The following is a 16,162-nucleotide window of genomic DNA, read 5'->3' as shown; positions in this document are numbered from 1 at the left end:
GGACCGGGAGGATGCCCCACGCGTAAGGGGTGCCATTGTGTCGACGGACAACGCGCGCGCGGCCGCGGAGGACAGCCTCGAGGACTACGCCTTCCGCTATGTGCCGCGTACCTTCCGGCGCTGGAGCGCGGCCTCCGTCGGCGCGACCGCCCTCGGGTCCATCGCGTTCCTCGCCGATTTCTCGATCGGCGCGAGCATCGGCATCGACCACGGCACCGCCAACGCCGCGCTCGGCATCCTGTTGGCGTCGGTCATCATCGTCATCGTGGGCGTGCCCGTCGCCTACTACGCCGCCCGCTACAACCTCGACCTCGACCTCATCGCCCGTGGCTCGGGATTCGGCTACTACGGCTCGATGATCACGACCGTGGTCTTCGCGGGCTTCACGTGCATCTTCTTCGCCCTGGAGGGCGCCATCATGGCGCAGGGGCTGCAGGTGGCGACGAAGATGCCGCTGTGGCTCGGCTATCTCATCTCGACGGTCGTCGTGATCCCGATCGTCATCTACGGCATGCGTGCGCTGGAGCGCCTGCAGTTCTGGACCACGCCACTGTGGCTCGCCCTCGCCCTACTGCCGCTGCTGTGGATCCTCATCTCCGACCCCGAGGCGGTGCGCGCCTTCACGTCGTTCACCGGCAACTCCGACGGCTCGGTCAGTTTCGGCGCCGTCGTCTCGAGTGCGGCCGTGTGCTTCGCCCTCACCCCGCAGCTGGCCGAGCAGATCGACTACATCCGCGCCATGCCGCCGCGCACGCCGTCGAACGCCCGCTCGTGGTGGACCTCGTTCGTGTTCGCCGGCCCGGGCTGGGTCATCTTCAGCGGCACCAAACAGGTGATCGGGGTGTTTCTCGCCGTCTACCTCCTCGTGAAGGTCGAACCCACCCTCGGGCACCAGGCGACCGAACCGGTCAAGCAGTTCGTCGGGATGTACCAGGCCCTCATCCCCGACTGGCTCGCGATCGTCCTCGCCCTCGTGCTCATCGTGGTCGCGCAGGTGAAGATCAACGTGACGAACGCGTACTCGGGCTCGCTCGCGTGGTCGAACGTCTTCACCCGAATGGCGAAGCACTACCCGGGTCGCACGATCTTCGTCCTGTTCAACCTCGTGATCGCATACGCGCTCATGATGCTGGACGTCTTCACGCTCATTTCCTTCGTGCTGAGCCTCTATGCGAACGTCGTCATGGCGTGGCTTGTGACGATCGCCACCGACATCGCGGTCAACAAGTGGGTGCTGCGCATCTCGCCGCGCTTCCCCGAGTTCCGCCGCGGCATGCTGCACGACTGGAACCCGGTGGGGCTCGTGTCGGTGGGCCTCGCGTCGGTGCTGTCGCTGCTCGCGTTCGCCGGGCTGCTCGGCACCGCCGTCAAGCCGTTCTCGGTGCTCATCGCGATCGGTGTCGCGTTCGTCGCCACGCCGGTCATGGCCCTCGCCACGCGGGGGCGTTACTACCTGCGCCGCCGCTCCGACGGCATCGACTCCCCGCTGTTCGACGACGACGGCAACCCCTCGGGCGAGCGGCTCCGCTGCCATGTCACCGGGTATACGTTCGAGCGGCCGGATATGCTGGCCTCGGCCGAGCGGGGACCGCACGGCGAGGTGCAGTACGTCTCGTCGCTGGCGCTCACGCTCGACGATTCCGATCGCTACGTGCTCCCGCCGGAAGCCGCCAGGCCCCCGCACTGGGCGACCGCGCGGGGGAGGGGGACGTGATGGAGGAGTCGGTCGACACCGCGACCGCCATTCTCGCGAGCGCCGCGGTGCTGCTGCGCGAGCACACGTTCGACGACATCTCCTATCGTGCCCTCGCCGACGAGGTCGGCATCTCGGAGCGCACGATCTACCGCCAGTACCCCACGCGCGCGCACCTGCTCGCCGCACTTTCGAACTGGATCGAGCAGACCTGCTTCCCGCTCCCGCCGTTCGTGACCGTGTCCGATTTCCGCGCCGCCGTGCACGAGCGCTTCCGCGCCTACGACGCGTCGCCCGCGTACGCGTACGTCGGCGCACGGGCGTCCGCGATCTCGCCGACGCTCGACGCCGAGCCGGCCTACATCACGCGTGCGATCGAAGCGATGCTCGACGTGACGGCGCCGACGCTCAACCGACGGGATCGGCGGCGGGTCGCGGCATCCCTGCGCTACTTCTCGTCGGCGATGTTCTGGGCGCGGCTGCGTACGGGGTTCGACCTCGACGCCGGCGAAATCTGCGACGCGTTCGATCGCGCCGTGGGCACCATGCTCGCGAGGCTGCCCGACGCGACGTGGGCGCAGCCGTGAGCGGATCGACGGCCGTCCCGGCGTTGACCGGCACACAGGCGGCGATCCTCGCCGCCTACGCCGAGCTGATCGAGGAGGTCGGCAGCGACGACGTGTCGTTCCGGCTCGTCGCGCGCCGGGCCGGGATCGCCGAGCGCACGGTGTTCCGCAACTATCCCACGCGGGTCGAGCTGCTGCTGGCGACCGCAACGTGGATCGAGGCGACGGTGTTCGTCCGGGAGGAGTCGCACTCGATCTTCGACATCCCCCTCGCGATCCGCGACGCGATGCAGCGGTACGACGCGCGGCCGGAGCTCGCGCACGTCGTCGCCGAGACGGCAATGCGCGGCGTCAGCGGCGCGGCGCCGTCGCTCGGCCGGGCGCACCTCGAGCGGCTGCTGGATGCCGAGGTGCCGTCTCTCGACGCGGCGCAACGCAGAGCGGTCATCGTGGCGCTTTCCCACCTCGACTCCGCCGCGACCTGGGTGACGTTTCGCCGCGAGTTCGGCATGGACCGGCGTGACATCGCCGACGCGGCCGCGTGGGCGGCGGAGGCGGTGCTCGACAGTATCCGCGATCGCGTCGCCCCGTAGGCGCCACACTGGTTGGCGGGGACGATCACGCACGTGGCGAAGCGGTGGGGCATCCCCAGGGGGCACACCCCACCGCTTCGCGAACCTGGTCAGTTCACTGATAGATGCACGTGATTGGTGTGGTCGCAGCTCGGACTACCGCACTGGCCACCGTACGTCTTCCAGCTTCCCGTCGCGGTCTGCCAGATCCGCTTGAACCAGATGACGTACAGGACGTTGAGCGCCTTCGCATTGGCGATGTAGAAGTTCGCAAGCCTCTCGCCGTAGTCCTTGTCCGCCCCTGAGGCGACGCCGGCGAAGCCCTTCGCGTTGGCGGCCCAGTCGCAGGCGCGACCCTTCGGGTGCTCACCGCCGTCCTGCTGGCTGCGGTAGCACGACACGTAATGGTCGAAGCCGGCCGCCTTCGTCTGGTTGTAGGCGTAGAGCAGCACGTTGGTGACGCAGCCGCCTGTTCCGGACGGGTCCTTGGTGTTGCATCCGCCGGACTTCCCGCCGGGACCCGCCGGAACCTTCGGCCCGGATCCCGCGGACGCCTGACCGGCACCGCCGACCGCCGCCTCCGCCTCCTTTTTCTTCTTCTCCATCAGGGCCAGCTGCTGCTCCTGTACGGCGACCTCGGCGTCGAGCGACTTCTTCTGCTCGTTCAACTCCCGGTTCAGCTGGTTGTAGGCCCGAATTCTCTTCGAGTTCTGTAGCGCCATGGAGTTGGCGGCGGTGGCCCGGTCGATGAACTGATCGGTCGAGACGCTGGACAGCAGCTGCGCGGTGGTCGCCAAGCCGTTGTTGCGGTAGGCCGCCACGAACAGTTCGCGCGTGGTTACTGATAGCGCGTCCACACGCTGTTGGGTCTCGGCGATCTTCGCGGTGAGCTCCGCCTGCCGCGCCCGGGATGCGTCGAGGGCGTTTCGCGCGTCGACGTAGCCGCGGTTGGCGGAGTCAAGGGCCGCCCTCAGCGCGTCCGGGGTACCGCCGTTCTCATCCGGTTCGGCGGCGGCGGGAGTCGCGAAGAACACCGCCAGAATCGCGGGAAGCACCGCGACCAGCCACCATCGCCGACTGCGTTTGTCGGTCACCATTCGGTACAACTGTTCCTTCCCTCGGCCGCCGACCGGGTTAGCTGACGGGTTCGGGACGGAAGGTGTCCCTACCGCTTGCGCGGATTCACCCCGATGTGCTCGGGTCCCCGGCTCGCCCGCGGGCGATTGGGCGGCAGCTACCACCGGCACCGGGGGCGGGGGCGCCACCGAAGGCGTAGCCGTGGGCCAGGTTAACGGACGTCGGGCCGACGGTGCACTCCCGGTGCCCAACCGCTACGCAACGCCAGCCAGTCGACACGAGCCGCTATCCCGCAGCGAGGTGGATGTCGCCACCCCGAGCACGGGCGCCGAGTCCTCGGCGGCGCCGGTGCTCACCGCGGTAGGGATCGAAAAGTCGTACCGGCGGGGCTGGTGGCTGGCATCTGCTCCTGGCGGGGGCACCGGCCCAGGCTGCTGGCCTACCACCGGCGGTCCGAGCCGAGGGGGGTGCAACTCCTCGCCGTGCGATACCGGCCCGGCCGGCGGATGCCGACCGGGCCGGTGTCCCATCTCAGCGGCAGGCAGATCCGTTGAGGGTGATCAGCTCCGGCGAGGGGTTGGGGCCGCCGGGAGTGGTGGCGTTGAACCCGAAGTACACCGTCTGCCCCGGCTGGATCCGCAGGTTGGTGGTGGTGTTCCTGACGGTCACCGTCGCGCCGTCCTGGGTTGCCGTCGCCGACCATGCCTCGCGCACCCGCTGGCCGCCGAGGAACGCGAACCGGGTGGTCCACCCGTCGATCGTCGTGGTGCCGGTGTTGGTCAGGGTGATCTGGGCGGTGAAGCCGCCGCCGCCCTGCCATGGACCGTAGTTCGTGTAGGTCGCGCCGCACGAAACGCCGGCGGCCGGCTGGCCGGTGCCCTGATCGGCGAGGAACGACGACACCCAGGCGAGTGCCGAGTTCCAGTTGATGGCCACCTCGTTCGTCGCGTACGACTCGATGTGGTCGACGTAGCAGAACATCGGCTTGCAGCCCTCCAACAGGTCCCTGGCGAAGGGATCGTCGAGGCCCGCGTTGGCGCCGCCGGCGATCGAACCCGCGGGCGGGTGCGGCAGGCTGGCGTCGGCCTGGTTGGCGAAGATTCGGCTGTGCTGGTTCTGCGAGGACTTCTCGCCCCAACCGGTGACGTACGACTGGTTCAGCGCGTTGCGGCCGAAAATATAGTCGACGCCCTGCAGCGCCCCGTCCCGGTACTTCGCGTCGCCGGTCAGGTCGAACGCGGTCGCCAGCACCTGGACGTTGTTGAGGATGTTGCTGTTCCCGCCCCAGAAGTAGCTGCCCGCGTTGCCCGGCATGGGCAGCCCGTACGCCTGCGCCTTCAGGGTCGCCAGGTAGCGGTCGGCGGCGTCCGCGACCGACTGCCGAACGCGCTGCCGGTCGTTCTGCGGGAGCAGGTTGGACACCGTGGCGAGGTCGAGCCGGCCGAGAGCGGCGGTGCTGCCCCAGCCGAAGCCGGTGGCGGCGAAGACGTCGCCGGTGTGGTGCGGGCTGGCCTGTACATCGGCCAGGTACGCCGGCTCGGCGGTGCTCAGGTACAGCTCGGCGGCGGCCCAGTAGAACTCGTCGCTGACGTCGTTGTCGCCGTACCCGCCGCCACCGCCGCCGAGGTCCTGGGCGATCTTGGCGGGGTTCGCCTTCGCCGCGGCGTATGCCGTGCGGGCCACGCTCAGGCACCGGCCGGCGAAGGTCGCGTCGTAGGGGGCGAACAGCCGCGCGCACTGCGCCGTGGTGGCCGCCAGGTTGAGCGTGGCTGCGGTCGACACCGGTTGCAGTTCGCGCTGCTCGGGGTCGTCCTCGGGTTGCATCGGGATGCCGGTCCAGTTGGCGTCGTGCATCTTGTGGTGGGCCATCCCGGCGAACGGCTTGCCGGCCGGGACCTGCATCCGCATCAGGAACTCCAGTTCCCAGCGGGCCTCGTCGAGGATGTCCGGCACCTGGTTGCCGCGCTCGGGCACCCGCAGCGTGCTGTCCGCCAGGGCGGCGCCGTGCCCGGCGGTGACAGCGGTCTTGGTGCGCTCGAAGGTGCTCATCAGCTGCTGCACGGCGATGCCGCCGTTGACCACGTACTTGCCGTGGTCGCCGGCGTCGTACCAGCCGCCGCGGACGTCCAGCCGGTAGTCGCAGGCGTTGGCGCGACACGGAACGTCGGTGTCACCCTTGTTGGGAGCAATGCCGAGGTGACCGGCGGGGCGCGCGTACTGCGCACCGACCAGGTTGCCGTCGATCGCGATGCCGCTGCGCTGGATGTAGAAGAACTGCAGGGCGTCGGAGCGCAGCTGCTGGTAGACGGTGCCGGAGATGTCGAACGGGTGGCTGGTCTGCCCGTCGGCGACCAGGGTGTACCCGCTGCCGGCGGTGCGGAAGGAGCCGAAGTCGATGCTGTGCACGTTCTGCCCGGAGGCGGCGTCGACACCGCGCGGGGTGCTGGTGCCGCTGGCGACCACGTTTCCACCGGCGTTCTTCAGTTGCCAGGGGAGGGCAGCGGTGGCGTCGGTGACCACCGTCGCGTTCTTCGGTCCGGCGGGCAGGTAGCCGACCTGGTTGACCCGGACCCGCGGCCCGGTCTCCGGCACGTAGGGCGGCTCCTCCTCGCCGCCGACCAGGGAGACGTTGTCGAGGCAGAACGTGTACGTCGCCGCGTTGCCACCCACCTGGAAGGCGACCTGGCCGGCGTCGGTGTCCGCGGAGGCGGTGAAGGTGTACTCGAAGTGCTGTGGGCTCGCGGTGAGCGCGACGTCACGGGACAGGAACGAGGTGTATGGCTCGGCGCCGAGCTGCACGTTCGCGCGGACGGTGGCTCCCGGCGCGGCGGACGCGTCGAACGCGAACGTGTACGACGAGCCCGCGACCAGCGGGATCCCGTTCTGCCCGATCCCGGCGTCCCAGGGGTTGGCCAGCCCGCCCGGCACCGCCGAGCACAGCCGCCCGTCGTCCACGCCGGTGGAGGTGGTGCCGTACGAGTACCAGCCCGCCGTTCCCTCGGCGAAGTCCCCGTTCTCGATCTGTTCCGGGCCGTCCGGCGGCGCGGCCTCGTCGCTGGTGAGGCTGACGTCGTCGAGGCAGAAGGTGAAGTCGTCGGCGCTGCCGCCGAGCTGGAAGGTCAACGTGCCGTTGGACGAGTCCAGGCCGCCGGTGAACTCGTACTCGAAGGTCTGCGCTTCGGCGGTGAGGGCGACGGCCTGCGACAGTGCCGTGGTGTACGGCGCCTCGTTGAGCTGGACGTTTGCCCGTACGGTGACCGCTCTGCTGGCCGACGCGCGGAAGCTGAGGGCGTATGCGGCCCCGTCGATCAGTGGCACACCGTTGTGGCCGAGACTGACGTCCCAGGCGTTGGCGGTCCCGCCGGGGATCTGAGCGCAGAGCCGGCCGTCGACGACCGAGATGGGCGCGTTGTCGGTGGACCACCAGCCGGTGGTGCCGGAGGTGAAGGTGCCGTTGGGGATGTGCTGGACCGGCTCGGCGGAGGCAGGCACAGCTGTCAGGAAGTTCAGCGCGAGGGTCGCAGCGGCGCCTACCGCGAGTGAGGCGGTGACCCGTCGCCGTCGATGTGGATTCACAGGGGTCCTTCCAACCGGGGGTGGGAGCGCTCCCACGGCACGATTGTCACCAGCCGATTGATCGGTGTCAATCAAGTCGATCGATACCCGGCCCCGGATCATGAGGCCACCGGGACCACGGTGCATTTCCGGCCCACGGATGTAAATCGGGTGACGTCGGTGATCATCGCCGCGACAATGCCCGACGTGGATGAGGTCAAGGTCGTCGTCGCCCACGACGAGCGCGCGACGTTGCGCGTCGGCGATGTGTTCCTGAAGGTCGACTCCGATCAGCGGCGCATCGACGTCGAGGTCGAGGCGATCGCGCTGGCGCCGATCCCGACCCCGGAGGTCCTGTGGCGCCAGCCGAACGTCCTCGCGATCTCCGCCGTCCCGGGTACGACCCTCGGCGTCCTGGGCAAGCCGTCGCCCGCGTCGCCGGCGGCGTGGGCCGCGGCGGGTGCCGCTCTACGGACGCTGCACCACGCGCCGCTGCCGCCGTGGCACAGTCCCAGCCCCGAGGAGAACGCCGAGATGCTCGACCGCGAGTGCGAACTGCTGGTCGCGAACGGCCTCCTTCCCGCCGATCTGGTCAAGCGCAACCGCGAGGTCGCCGAGGCCGCGCTACGGCCGTCGACTCCGGTGTTCACGCACGGCGACATGCAGATCGCCCACGTGTTCGTCACCGGTGACGAGGTCACCGGGGTGATCGACTGGTCCGAGGCGTCTCAGGGCGACGCCCTCAACGATCTCGCCAGCCTGACGCTCGGCCACGAGGAGCACCTCGGCGACGTCATCGCCGGCTACGGCGCCGACGTCGACATCGAGGTGATCCACGCGTGGTGGTCACTGCGGAGCCTGCGGGCGGCCCGCTGGCTGATCGAGCACGGCTTCGACCCGTTCGCGCCGGGCTGCGAGTTCGACGTGTTGAGAGCCAGGATGTGACCAATCGTCGCCCGAAGGAACCGCGGGTGAAGCGACGGTGAGTTGGCACACGAGCGACCTCGCCACCAACACCCTCGGCGGCACCTCGATGGCGGCACCGCTGGCAGGTGACCCGCGACATCTGCCCGACCCGCTGACCGAATCCTGAAACCGCGTTCAGGGTTGGCCGCCGTCGCTCTGGCACGCTCTGCGTCATGCGGATACTCGTGGTGGAAGACGAGGCACGCCTTGCGGAGAACCTCCGCGACGGGCTGGAAGCCGACGGCTACACCGTTCACACGGCCGGCGACGGGATGACCGGGCTGCTGCTCGCACGCCGATTTCCGTACGACGCGATGGTGCTCGACCTGCTGCTGCCGCGGCTCAACGGCTACCAGGTCTGCGCGCGCCTGCGCCGCGACGGCAGCACGGTGCCGATCCTCATGCTCACCGCGAAGGACGGCGAGTACGACGAGGCGGAGGCGCTCGACACCGGCGCCGACGACTACCTCACCAAGCCGTTCTCGTACGTGGTCCTGCTCGCCCGGCTGCGCGCGCTGCTGCGCCGCGGCGGCGCCGCCCGGGCCTCGACGGTCACGGTCGGCGATCTGCACCTCGACGTGACGACGAAGCGGTGCCGCCTGCGCGGCACCGAGATCCCGTTGACCAGCAAGGAGTTCGCGGTCCTCGAATGTCTCGCCCGCCAACCCGGCCGGGTCGTCGCGAAGAGCGAGATCCTGGACGAGGTCTGGGAGCGCGGCGACGACGGCGATGTCAACATCGTCGAGGTCTACATCGGCGGGCTGCGACGGAAGCTCGATGTCACCGGCTCGCCCGGGCGGCGCAGCATCGAGACCGTACGCGGCGCCGGGTATCGGATGGCGCCCGATGCGTGACGGGTCCCGTCTGTGGCGCCGGCTCTTCTCCGTGCGCACCCGCGCGGCGCTCGGCGCGGCGCTTGCCACCCTGGCCGTGTTCGCCGCCGGCGGCTTTCTCGTCCGCGGCGCGGTGGAGCGGGACCTGGGGCGCAGCGCCGTCGAGGCGGCGAAGCGGGACGCCGACCTGCTCGCGGTGCGGGTGAGCCGGCAGACCCATTCGCTCGACTCCGGCGCGTCGTACGCCATCGTCGGCGCGGACGGCCGGGTCTGGTTCCGGACCGGCATGTTCTCCGGCAACGGGCCGCTCGGCGGCGCGCCGCTGCCGGCCGCTCCCGGCGACCAGGCGGACTACGAAGTCCGCATGAAACCCGTCCGGTTACCCGCGTGGACCGCCGGCCCCGACCCGTACTACGCCGACCTGTCGATGACCCCGCGCACGCTGTCGGTGGCCACGAGTGTCACCGAGATCGTGCCCGCCGACCTCGTCCGCGAGTTCCTCGTGCCCACCGGTGCCTCGGCTCCCGACCAGCCGCCGCAACCCGCGCAACGCTTCACCGTGTACGTGGTGCGTTCACCGCAGGCGGCCGACACCGCCGTCGCGTCGGTCACCCGCACTGCCGCGTGGACGCTGCCCGTCGCGGTGCTGTTCGTCACCGCCGTAGCCTGGTTCGCGGCCGGACGCGGGCTTCGGCACGCCACCCTCGAACGGCTCCAGCAGGCGCTGGCCGAGCAGCGCCGGTTCGTCTCCGACGCGTCGCACGAGCTGCGAACGCCGCTGGCCACGCTGCGCAGCTCCCTGGAGATCGCGCTGGCCCATCCGGAGCGCCGCGACTGGCCCGCCGTGGTGCGCGCCGCCCTCGCCGACACCGGCCGGCTCCAGCAGCTCGCCGACGACCTGTTGCTGCTCGCCCGCCTCGGCCCCGACGCGCCGACGGCCGGCCGCGTCGACCGCTTTCCGGTGGTCGACCTCGCCGGCATCGTCGCCGAACAGGTCGGCGAGCGCACCCACGCCGGCTCGGCGAGGATAACCCTGCCCGACACCGGGCCGGTGTTCGTCCGGGGCGCGGAGCTCGACCTGAGCCGCGTCGTCCGCAACCTGCTCGACAACGCCGTACGGCACGCACAGCGTCACGTTGCCGTGGAACTGACCACGACGGACAGGACCGCTGTGCTGACCGTGACCGACGACGGCCCGGGCATCCCCGAGGCGGATCGCGAGCGGGTCTTCGGTCGCTTCGTGCGCCTCGATCCGGCCCGCGACCGCCCCGACGGCCCGGCCGAGCATGGCGCCGGGCTCGGCCTCGCCATCGTGCGGGGCGTCGTGACCCGCCTCGGCGGCACGGTTCGGGTGACCGGTCCGGCGACGCTCACCGTGCAGCTTCCCGTTCAGCAGGACGATGACCACGTGACGTAGGAGATGAGCGGGTACAACTGCGGGTCGATGACGACCGGTACCCCCGCGTCGGCGAGGTATATCTGGTTGGTCCTGGTCATCTGGGCTCCCGGGATGTTGGGAGTGGTCAGGATCAGGGTGCCGAAAGCGGTGTAGAACCGCAGCGTCGTCCACCACACGTCGGTGGGCGAGTTGGCGGTCCGCGTCGCCTCGAAGATGTACACCCAGGTCTGGCCGGAGCCGTCGGGAATCGAAATCCGTGCCTTGCTCCGCATGTCGAACGGTGAGCCGGTCGGGGTGTAGCCGCCCAGCATCGTGCAGTCGCCGATCCGCCAGTCGCTCGGCAGCGGCGCCTCCCACACGTTGTTCGACGACTGGAAGCTTCCCGCCGTCGTGGTGAAGCCGCTCGCGGCGTAGGAGGTGCCCGGAAGTACCACGATGCCGGCGGTCACGCCGGCCAGCAACGCGACGAGCGCGCCGAGAAGTGTTCTTCGCATACGAGATCCACCTTTCTCTGGTCAACGGTCACCAGACAGGCGTTCCATTGCGTTCCATTCCGTTCCGATCGCGGCACCGTCACCGGTCTTCCGAAGCAGACGCTGCTAGGCCGGTGGCAGCGCCGGGGGACCGTCGGACCGGCTGCCGGGGACGATCCCGCCGCTGATGATTCGTCGGTCGCGGACGGCGGCCTTCGCCTCGGCAACCGAGCGGGCCAGCGCGGCGAGGGCCGGAAGTTGCAGACCGCTTGGCCCGTAAACGAGGTGCGCGACACTGACCGCGAACCAGGGTGCGGCCGGGCCGTGCAGCATCATCGGGTCGCCGACCTGATAGCGCAGCACGAACAGCAACTGCGCCATGTCGCCCTGGAACTCGACGATGCCCTCGTGCCAGAAACTCAACCACCGGCCGCCGTAGTCACACAGAAAGCGTTTGTTGGTGAGGATCGTCCGGACGTGTGCGTGATCGCGCCACTGGGTGGCGGCCTGCGCCGCCGCGCGCGACTTCGCGGACGAGTTCGCGATCGCGTTGGCGGCCAGCCCGGCGGCCACGAACGTCGCCGAGCCCAGAAGGAACATGCTGCTCCGCTCGTACGTCACCGACATGCCGTAGTAGCGGGCATAGCCGAGCACTGCTTCGGCGTACGGCAACTCGTCCGGCTCCAGCCGAACCGCGCCGGGCGGCATGACGGTGAGGTCACCGCCGTTCTGGAGATGCTGGTACAGCTGGCACGCGCTGGCCCACCCGTCGCGCAGGGCCTGTTCGAGTTGACCGTCCATCGTGTACTCCTCTCAGCGGCCCGGCTCGTGGCGCCGCAGCGCCCATCTGGTGGCGCCGGTGACCACCACTCCCTGCAGCGCGAGGACACCCATCGCCCACCACCACGCTCCCGCGGTGTGGTTCCACAGCGCGTCGGCGCTCGGATCGAGCGCCAGCGAGCGCAGGTCGACACTGGCCGCCGCTGCCGCGTATCCCCACCGGGACGGCGCCAGCCAGGACAGGTACTCGACACCCTGGCGACCGACCACCTCGAACAGCCCGCCGCAGAGCACCAGTTGGGCCATCACCAGCCCGACCAGGATGGGCATCGTCTGCTCGCCGGTGGAGACGTACGCGCTGACCAACAGGCCGGTCACGGTCGCGACCAGGGCGGTCACCCAGACCACCACGACCGACTCCAGCAACGGCCATGGCAGCGCCAGCGCGTCCTCGGCCTGCGTCCGCCCAGCCAGTCCCACCGCCACGAACAGCGCGGCCTGTGCGCCGTTCACCACGGCGAACACCAGAAGTTTCGATCCGAGGTACGCACCCGGCGCAAGCCCGACGGCCCGTTCCCGACGGTAGATGGGGCGTTCCCGGACCAACTCCCGGACGCCGCCGGCGAGCCCGAAGAACACCGCCCCGATGACGAGGACGACGAGTAGCTGCGACGCCTCCGCGCTGCGCCCGAGCGGGTTGTCCGGTTCGGCGAATCCGTCGTCGCCGGGGATCACATGGAGCAGCGCGGCGAGGCCGAGTGGCAGCCCGAGCAGCAGCACCGCATACATGCGGTCGGCCAGGGTCACCGCGGCCATCCGCCGGGTGAGGATCACGAGCTGTCGCAGCCGGCTCTGCCGGGGCGGCGGCGCCTCGGTCGGCTGTGCCGAAGAGACGGCCTGTTCGCCGGAGGTCGGTCGCGGCGTCACCGTGGCCGCGTGGCGTGCGGCCCAGTCGTCGGGGTCGTCGTAGACCCGCTTGAAGACGTCGGCGTATTCGTCGGCGCCGAAGAACCGCAGCAGGTCACCGGGCGGCCCGAAATAGGCGACCCTGCCGCCCCGCCCGAGCACCAGCACCCGGTCGCAGACGTTGAGGTGCAGCGGGCTGTGGGTGACCACGACGACCGTACGGCCGCGGTCGGCGAGGTCCCGCAGACTGACCATCACGTCGCGGTCGAGCGCCGGGTCGAGCCCGGAGGTCGGTTCGTCGAGGAACAGCAGCGAGGGCTCGGTGAGCAGTTCCAACGCCACCGACGTGCGCTTGCGCTGGCCGCCGGAGAGGGTGTCGATCCGCTGGTCGGCCTGGCCGGCCAGACCGAGCTGGGCGATCACCTCCTCGATGCGCCGTTCCCGCTCCACCGCCGTCACGTCCGACCCGAATCGCAGGGCGGCCGCGTACCGCAGGGCCCGGCGTACGGTCAGTGCCGAGTGCAGGATGTCGTCCTGCGGCACCAGGCCGATCCGCTGGCGCAGGTCGTCGTATTCCGCGTACAGGTCGCGGCCCTGGTAGCTGACAGCGCCCTCGTTCGCCGGGCGGTACCCGGTCAGCGCGCCCAACAGGGTCGACTTGCCGGCACCGCTCGGGCCGACCACGGCGAGCAGGCTGCACTCACCGAGCGCGAAACTGACATTGTCGAGCAACCGCTTGCCGCCCGAGACGGTGACACCCAGCCCGTCCACGTCGAGCGAGACCCGGCCGGTGTCGACGTACTCCCGTAGCTGCGTGCCGTCGACCACGAGCTGATGCCGCCCGAACGACAGCAGGTCGCCCGGGCGCAGGTCGGCTTCGGAGAGCCGGCGGCCGTTGACGAACGTGCCGTTGTGGGTGCCCAGGTCGACGAGCTTCAGGCCGCCCGGGGTGTCCAGTAGCTCCGCGTGGTAGCGAGACACCTGCAGGTCGTCGAGCACGATGTCGTTGTCCGGGGCGCGCCCGATCCGGGTGCGCCGCGCGGCCCGGTAGGTCGCGGAGGGCATCCGGCCGGCCTCGAACCGGGACCCGGAGGCGGCCGACCCGGGCCGTGCCGGTCCGGCCGCCGCGGCGACCGTCATCGGCAGTGCGCCCGCCCCGACCGGCTCCAGCCGAAGGGTGACCGAGGGCCCGTCGGCAGCACCGAGTCGCACCTGGCACGGCCGCGCCAGGTCGAGCTCGTCCACCCGCACGCCCGCGGCGTAGGTACCGTTGCGGCTGCCCAGATCCCGCAGCCGCCAGCCATCGGGCAGGTACTCCACCTCGACGTGTTCGCGGGACACCCGGGGATCGTCGACGACGATCCGGCACAACGGATCCCGACCGATGCGCAGCACCGCCTCCTCCGGCGTGATCCTGCGTTCCCCGTCCTGCGTTCCGATCAGCAGTGCGGCGCCGGTCATGTACCGCTCTTCGGGAGCCGCTGCGCCATCGCGGTGGCGAGTTGGAGCACGTCCGACTGGTAGCTGCCGTGGACAAGGTCCATGAAGGTCTGCCCCGTCACCACGACCTCGATGGCCGCCTGACCGCTCCGGACGAACACGATGGCCAGCTTGGTGTTCCCACTGTCGGAGTAGACCCCGAGCGCTTCGTCGCCGAGCTTCGGAGTCTGCATCTCCGTCCACCCGCATCGGCCCGCTTGGGTGCGCAACGAGGCGAAGAAGACCTTCGCCTCGTCGCCGTAGAAGCCGGCGACGGCCGAACTCACGTACGGGTAGCCCTCGGCACCCAGGACCTTGAAGCTGTTCGTCTCGGCGCCGGCGATGGCGTCCCCGGCCACCGCGCCGTCGGCACACATCGTCAGCTTGGCCAGCCCACCCTGAAGATAGTCCTGGTCGGACCTCGAGTTGATCGAGTCGGGCGATGCGCGCATCACCCCGGCGATGTCACCTACCGAGACCAGCGCCGCCCGCAGCTCCGTCACCGGCGGCGGCGGCTTGCTCTTGTCGATCGACCGGGTGGGGCGGGCGCCGGGACCGCTGCCGGACAGGCCGCCGCCGTCCTGCGTGGCCGCCCCGAACTTGTAGAGGGAAAAGCAGCAGCCGGTGAGGACCAGCAGCACCACGCCGACGATCACGAGAGCCACCTTGCCGCCGTTCTTCTTCGGCGGGGGTGGGGCGCCCAGGTAGCCGCCGGCGGTCGGGGCGAGCCGCGGTGGGCCGAGACCGCCGGGCGGCATCGGATAGCCGGCCGGGCCCGACGGCGCGCCGGTCGGCGGTCCGCCGAGGCTGCCCGGCGGCATCGGATAGCTCACCGGTCGTGGCGGCGCACCGGAGCCGGGCGGCACCGGGTATCCGGACGGAGGCGCTGCCGTGGTGGGCGGACCCGACGGCCCGAAGCCGGCCGTCGTCTGCAGCGGCGCCGCTCGCAGGGCCCGGACCCAGTCGGCGGCCCCGGCGGGACGCGCGTCGGGTTGCACCGCGAGCATCGCGAGGATGCCGCGCACCTCCCGGTCCCGGCCCTGTCCGAGGGCCGCCCTCAGTCGCTGCGTCATCCCGTCCAGGTCGCCGGGCACCGGCGCCTCGCCGGTCAGCGCGTAGTAGACGGTGGCGCCCAGCGTGTACCGGTCGGTCGCCGGGGTGTATTCGCCGCGGGCCAGTGACTCCGGCGCCATGAACGGTGCGGTGCCGAAGATCCGCGAGGTCCGGTCGGTGCTGCGCAGGCGTACCAGCCCGAAGTCCACCAGGTACACCCGGCCGTCGGCGGCGAGCAGGACGTTCGCGGGCTTGATGTCGCGGTGGATCACCGGGGCGCCGTTGGTGTCCCGTCCGCTGTGCAGGTGGTCGATCGCCTCGGCGATCGGCTCCAGCGGCGCCAACACGTCGAGACCCGTGAGCTCGCCACGTTCGAGGGCTTCCTGAAGGTTGCGTCCTTCGATCCACTTCATCACGAAGTACAGCCGCTTCCCGGTGCCGACGGCTCCCTGACCGGCGGGGTGCGGTGGCGGGCCGAGGAAGACCTCCTTCACCTTCACCAGCGCCGGATGCTCCAGGTGCGTGGCGAGCGCGGCCTGGAGCCGCAGCTCGTCGAGATGGCGCTCGGCGACCGAGTCCTCGTCGATCCGGATCACCTTCACGGCATAGGAGAACGACTCGGCGCCGTGACGTTCACGGGCCAGCCAGACCTCGCCCTCACCGCCGGCCGCTCGCCGTTCCACGAGCTCGTACCGGTCCAGCGCGTCGGCCGGGCCGACGAAGCCCGGGCCCCCGTCCATCGACACCAGTTCACAACCATTCTCTTGCGCCGGGCAAAGTCCGCCCACCGTAGCGGCGCATCGGCGCCGG

Annotated in this window: 12 protein-coding genes and 1 riboswitch; of the genes, 6 read left to right on the top strand and 6 right to left on the bottom strand. The window is 70.4% G+C overall.

What is annotated here, in order from left to right; translation table 11 throughout:
• Nucleotides 1-37 precede the first annotated feature (37 nt).
• The 3 genes from Vau01_RS38975 to Vau01_RS38965 are packed head-to-tail and all read left to right on the top strand — an operon-like array spanning nt 38 to nt 2,852.
• Nucleotides 38-1,714, top strand: a complete 1,677-nt coding sequence (locus tag Vau01_RS38975) for a purine-cytosine permease family protein (protein WP_204004383.1) — start codon at nt 38-40, stop codon at nt 1,712-1,714.
• A complete protein-coding gene (locus Vau01_RS38970; RefSeq protein WP_239152205.1) occupies nt 1,714-2,280 on the top strand; it encodes a TetR/AcrR family transcriptional regulator in 567 nt (188 codons plus the stop codon). Before Vau01_RS38975 ends, Vau01_RS38970 begins: the two co-directional genes overlap by 1 nt.
• The gene (locus Vau01_RS38965; protein ID WP_204004377.1) at nt 2,277-2,852 is read left to right on the top strand and encodes a TetR/AcrR family transcriptional regulator; all 576 of its coding nucleotides are present in this window, start codon (nt 2,277-2,279) and stop codon (nt 2,850-2,852) included. Before Vau01_RS38970 ends, Vau01_RS38965 begins: the two co-directional genes overlap by 4 nt.
• Before the next feature lie 89 nt (nt 2,853-2,941).
• Here Vau01_RS38965 and Vau01_RS38960 read toward each other — a convergent pair whose 3' ends face one another.
• Together Vau01_RS38960 and Vau01_RS38955 are read right to left on the bottom strand one after the other, a co-directional pair.
• The gene (locus tag Vau01_RS38960) at nt 2,942-3,928 is read right to left on the bottom strand and encodes a coiled-coil domain-containing protein (RefSeq protein WP_239152202.1); all 987 of its coding nucleotides are present in this window, start codon (nt 3,926-3,928) and stop codon (nt 2,942-2,944) included.
• Between the two features lie 11 nt (nt 3,929-3,939).
• Nucleotides 3,940-4,071, bottom strand: a riboswitch (cyclic di-AMP (ydaO/yuaA leader).
• Between the two features lie 368 nt (nt 4,072-4,439).
• The gene (locus Vau01_RS38955; protein WP_275424001.1) at nt 4,440-7,400 is read right to left on the bottom strand and encodes a glycoside hydrolase family 9 protein; all 2,961 of its coding nucleotides are present in this window, start codon (nt 7,398-7,400) and stop codon (nt 4,440-4,442) included.
• Between the two features lie 261 nt (nt 7,401-7,661).
• Between Vau01_RS38955 and Vau01_RS38950 the strand changes: the two genes are divergently transcribed.
• The 3 genes from Vau01_RS38950 (at nt 7,662) to Vau01_RS38940 (ending at nt 10,679) form a co-directional block, all read left to right on the top strand.
• Nucleotides 7,662-8,408, top strand: coding sequence for an aminoglycoside phosphotransferase family protein (locus Vau01_RS38950; protein WP_204004481.1), 747 nt, complete (start codon nt 7,662-7,664; stop codon nt 8,406-8,408).
• 194 nt (nt 8,409-8,602) lie between these two features.
• On the top strand, nt 8,603-9,283 hold the full coding sequence (locus Vau01_RS38945; protein ID WP_204004369.1) for a response regulator transcription factor: 681 nt from the start codon (nt 8,603-8,605) through the stop codon (nt 9,281-9,283).
• Nucleotides 9,276-10,679, top strand: a complete 1,404-nt coding sequence (locus Vau01_RS38940) for a sensor histidine kinase (RefSeq protein ID WP_204004366.1) — start codon at nt 9,276-9,278, stop codon at nt 10,677-10,679. The genes Vau01_RS38945 and Vau01_RS38940 overlap by 8 nt, the downstream gene beginning before the upstream one ends.
• On the opposite strand, the gene Vau01_RS38935 is transcribed toward Vau01_RS38940, so the two are convergent.
• From Vau01_RS38935 to Vau01_RS38920, 4 genes are all read right to left on the bottom strand, one after another.
• Entirely contained in the window at nt 10,652-11,155 is a 504-nt protein-coding gene (locus Vau01_RS38935; protein ID WP_204004362.1) for a hypothetical protein, read from the bottom strand. The genes Vau01_RS38940 and Vau01_RS38935 overlap by 28 nt on opposite strands.
• A 105-nt stretch (nt 11,156-11,260) precedes the next feature.
• On the bottom strand, nt 11,261-11,935 hold the full coding sequence (locus tag Vau01_RS38930) for a hypothetical protein (protein ID WP_204004360.1): 675 nt from the start codon (nt 11,933-11,935) through the stop codon (nt 11,261-11,263).
• Nucleotides 11,936-11,947: 12 nt separating this feature from the next.
• On the bottom strand, nt 11,948-14,281 hold the full coding sequence (locus tag Vau01_RS38925) for an FHA domain-containing protein (RefSeq protein ID WP_204004358.1): 2,334 nt from the start codon (nt 14,279-14,281) through the stop codon (nt 11,948-11,950).
• Nucleotides 14,278-16,092 (bottom strand): serine/threonine-protein kinase, encoded by a 1,815-nt coding sequence (locus Vau01_RS38920; RefSeq protein ID WP_204004356.1) that lies wholly within the window; start codon nt 16,090-16,092, stop codon nt 14,278-14,280. Before Vau01_RS38920 ends, Vau01_RS38925 begins: the two co-directional genes overlap by 4 nt.
• Nucleotides 16,093-16,162 lie beyond the last annotated feature (70 nt).

Origin of the sequence: Virgisporangium aurantiacum, assembly GCF_016863635.1 — a bacterium.
Taxonomy (GTDB): domain Bacteria; phylum Actinomycetota; class Actinomycetes; order Mycobacteriales; family Micromonosporaceae; genus Virgisporangium; species Virgisporangium aurantiacum.
The sequence above is the reverse complement of the archived record's forward strand: the minus strand, read 5'-3'. Positions and strand labels throughout refer to the sequence as shown.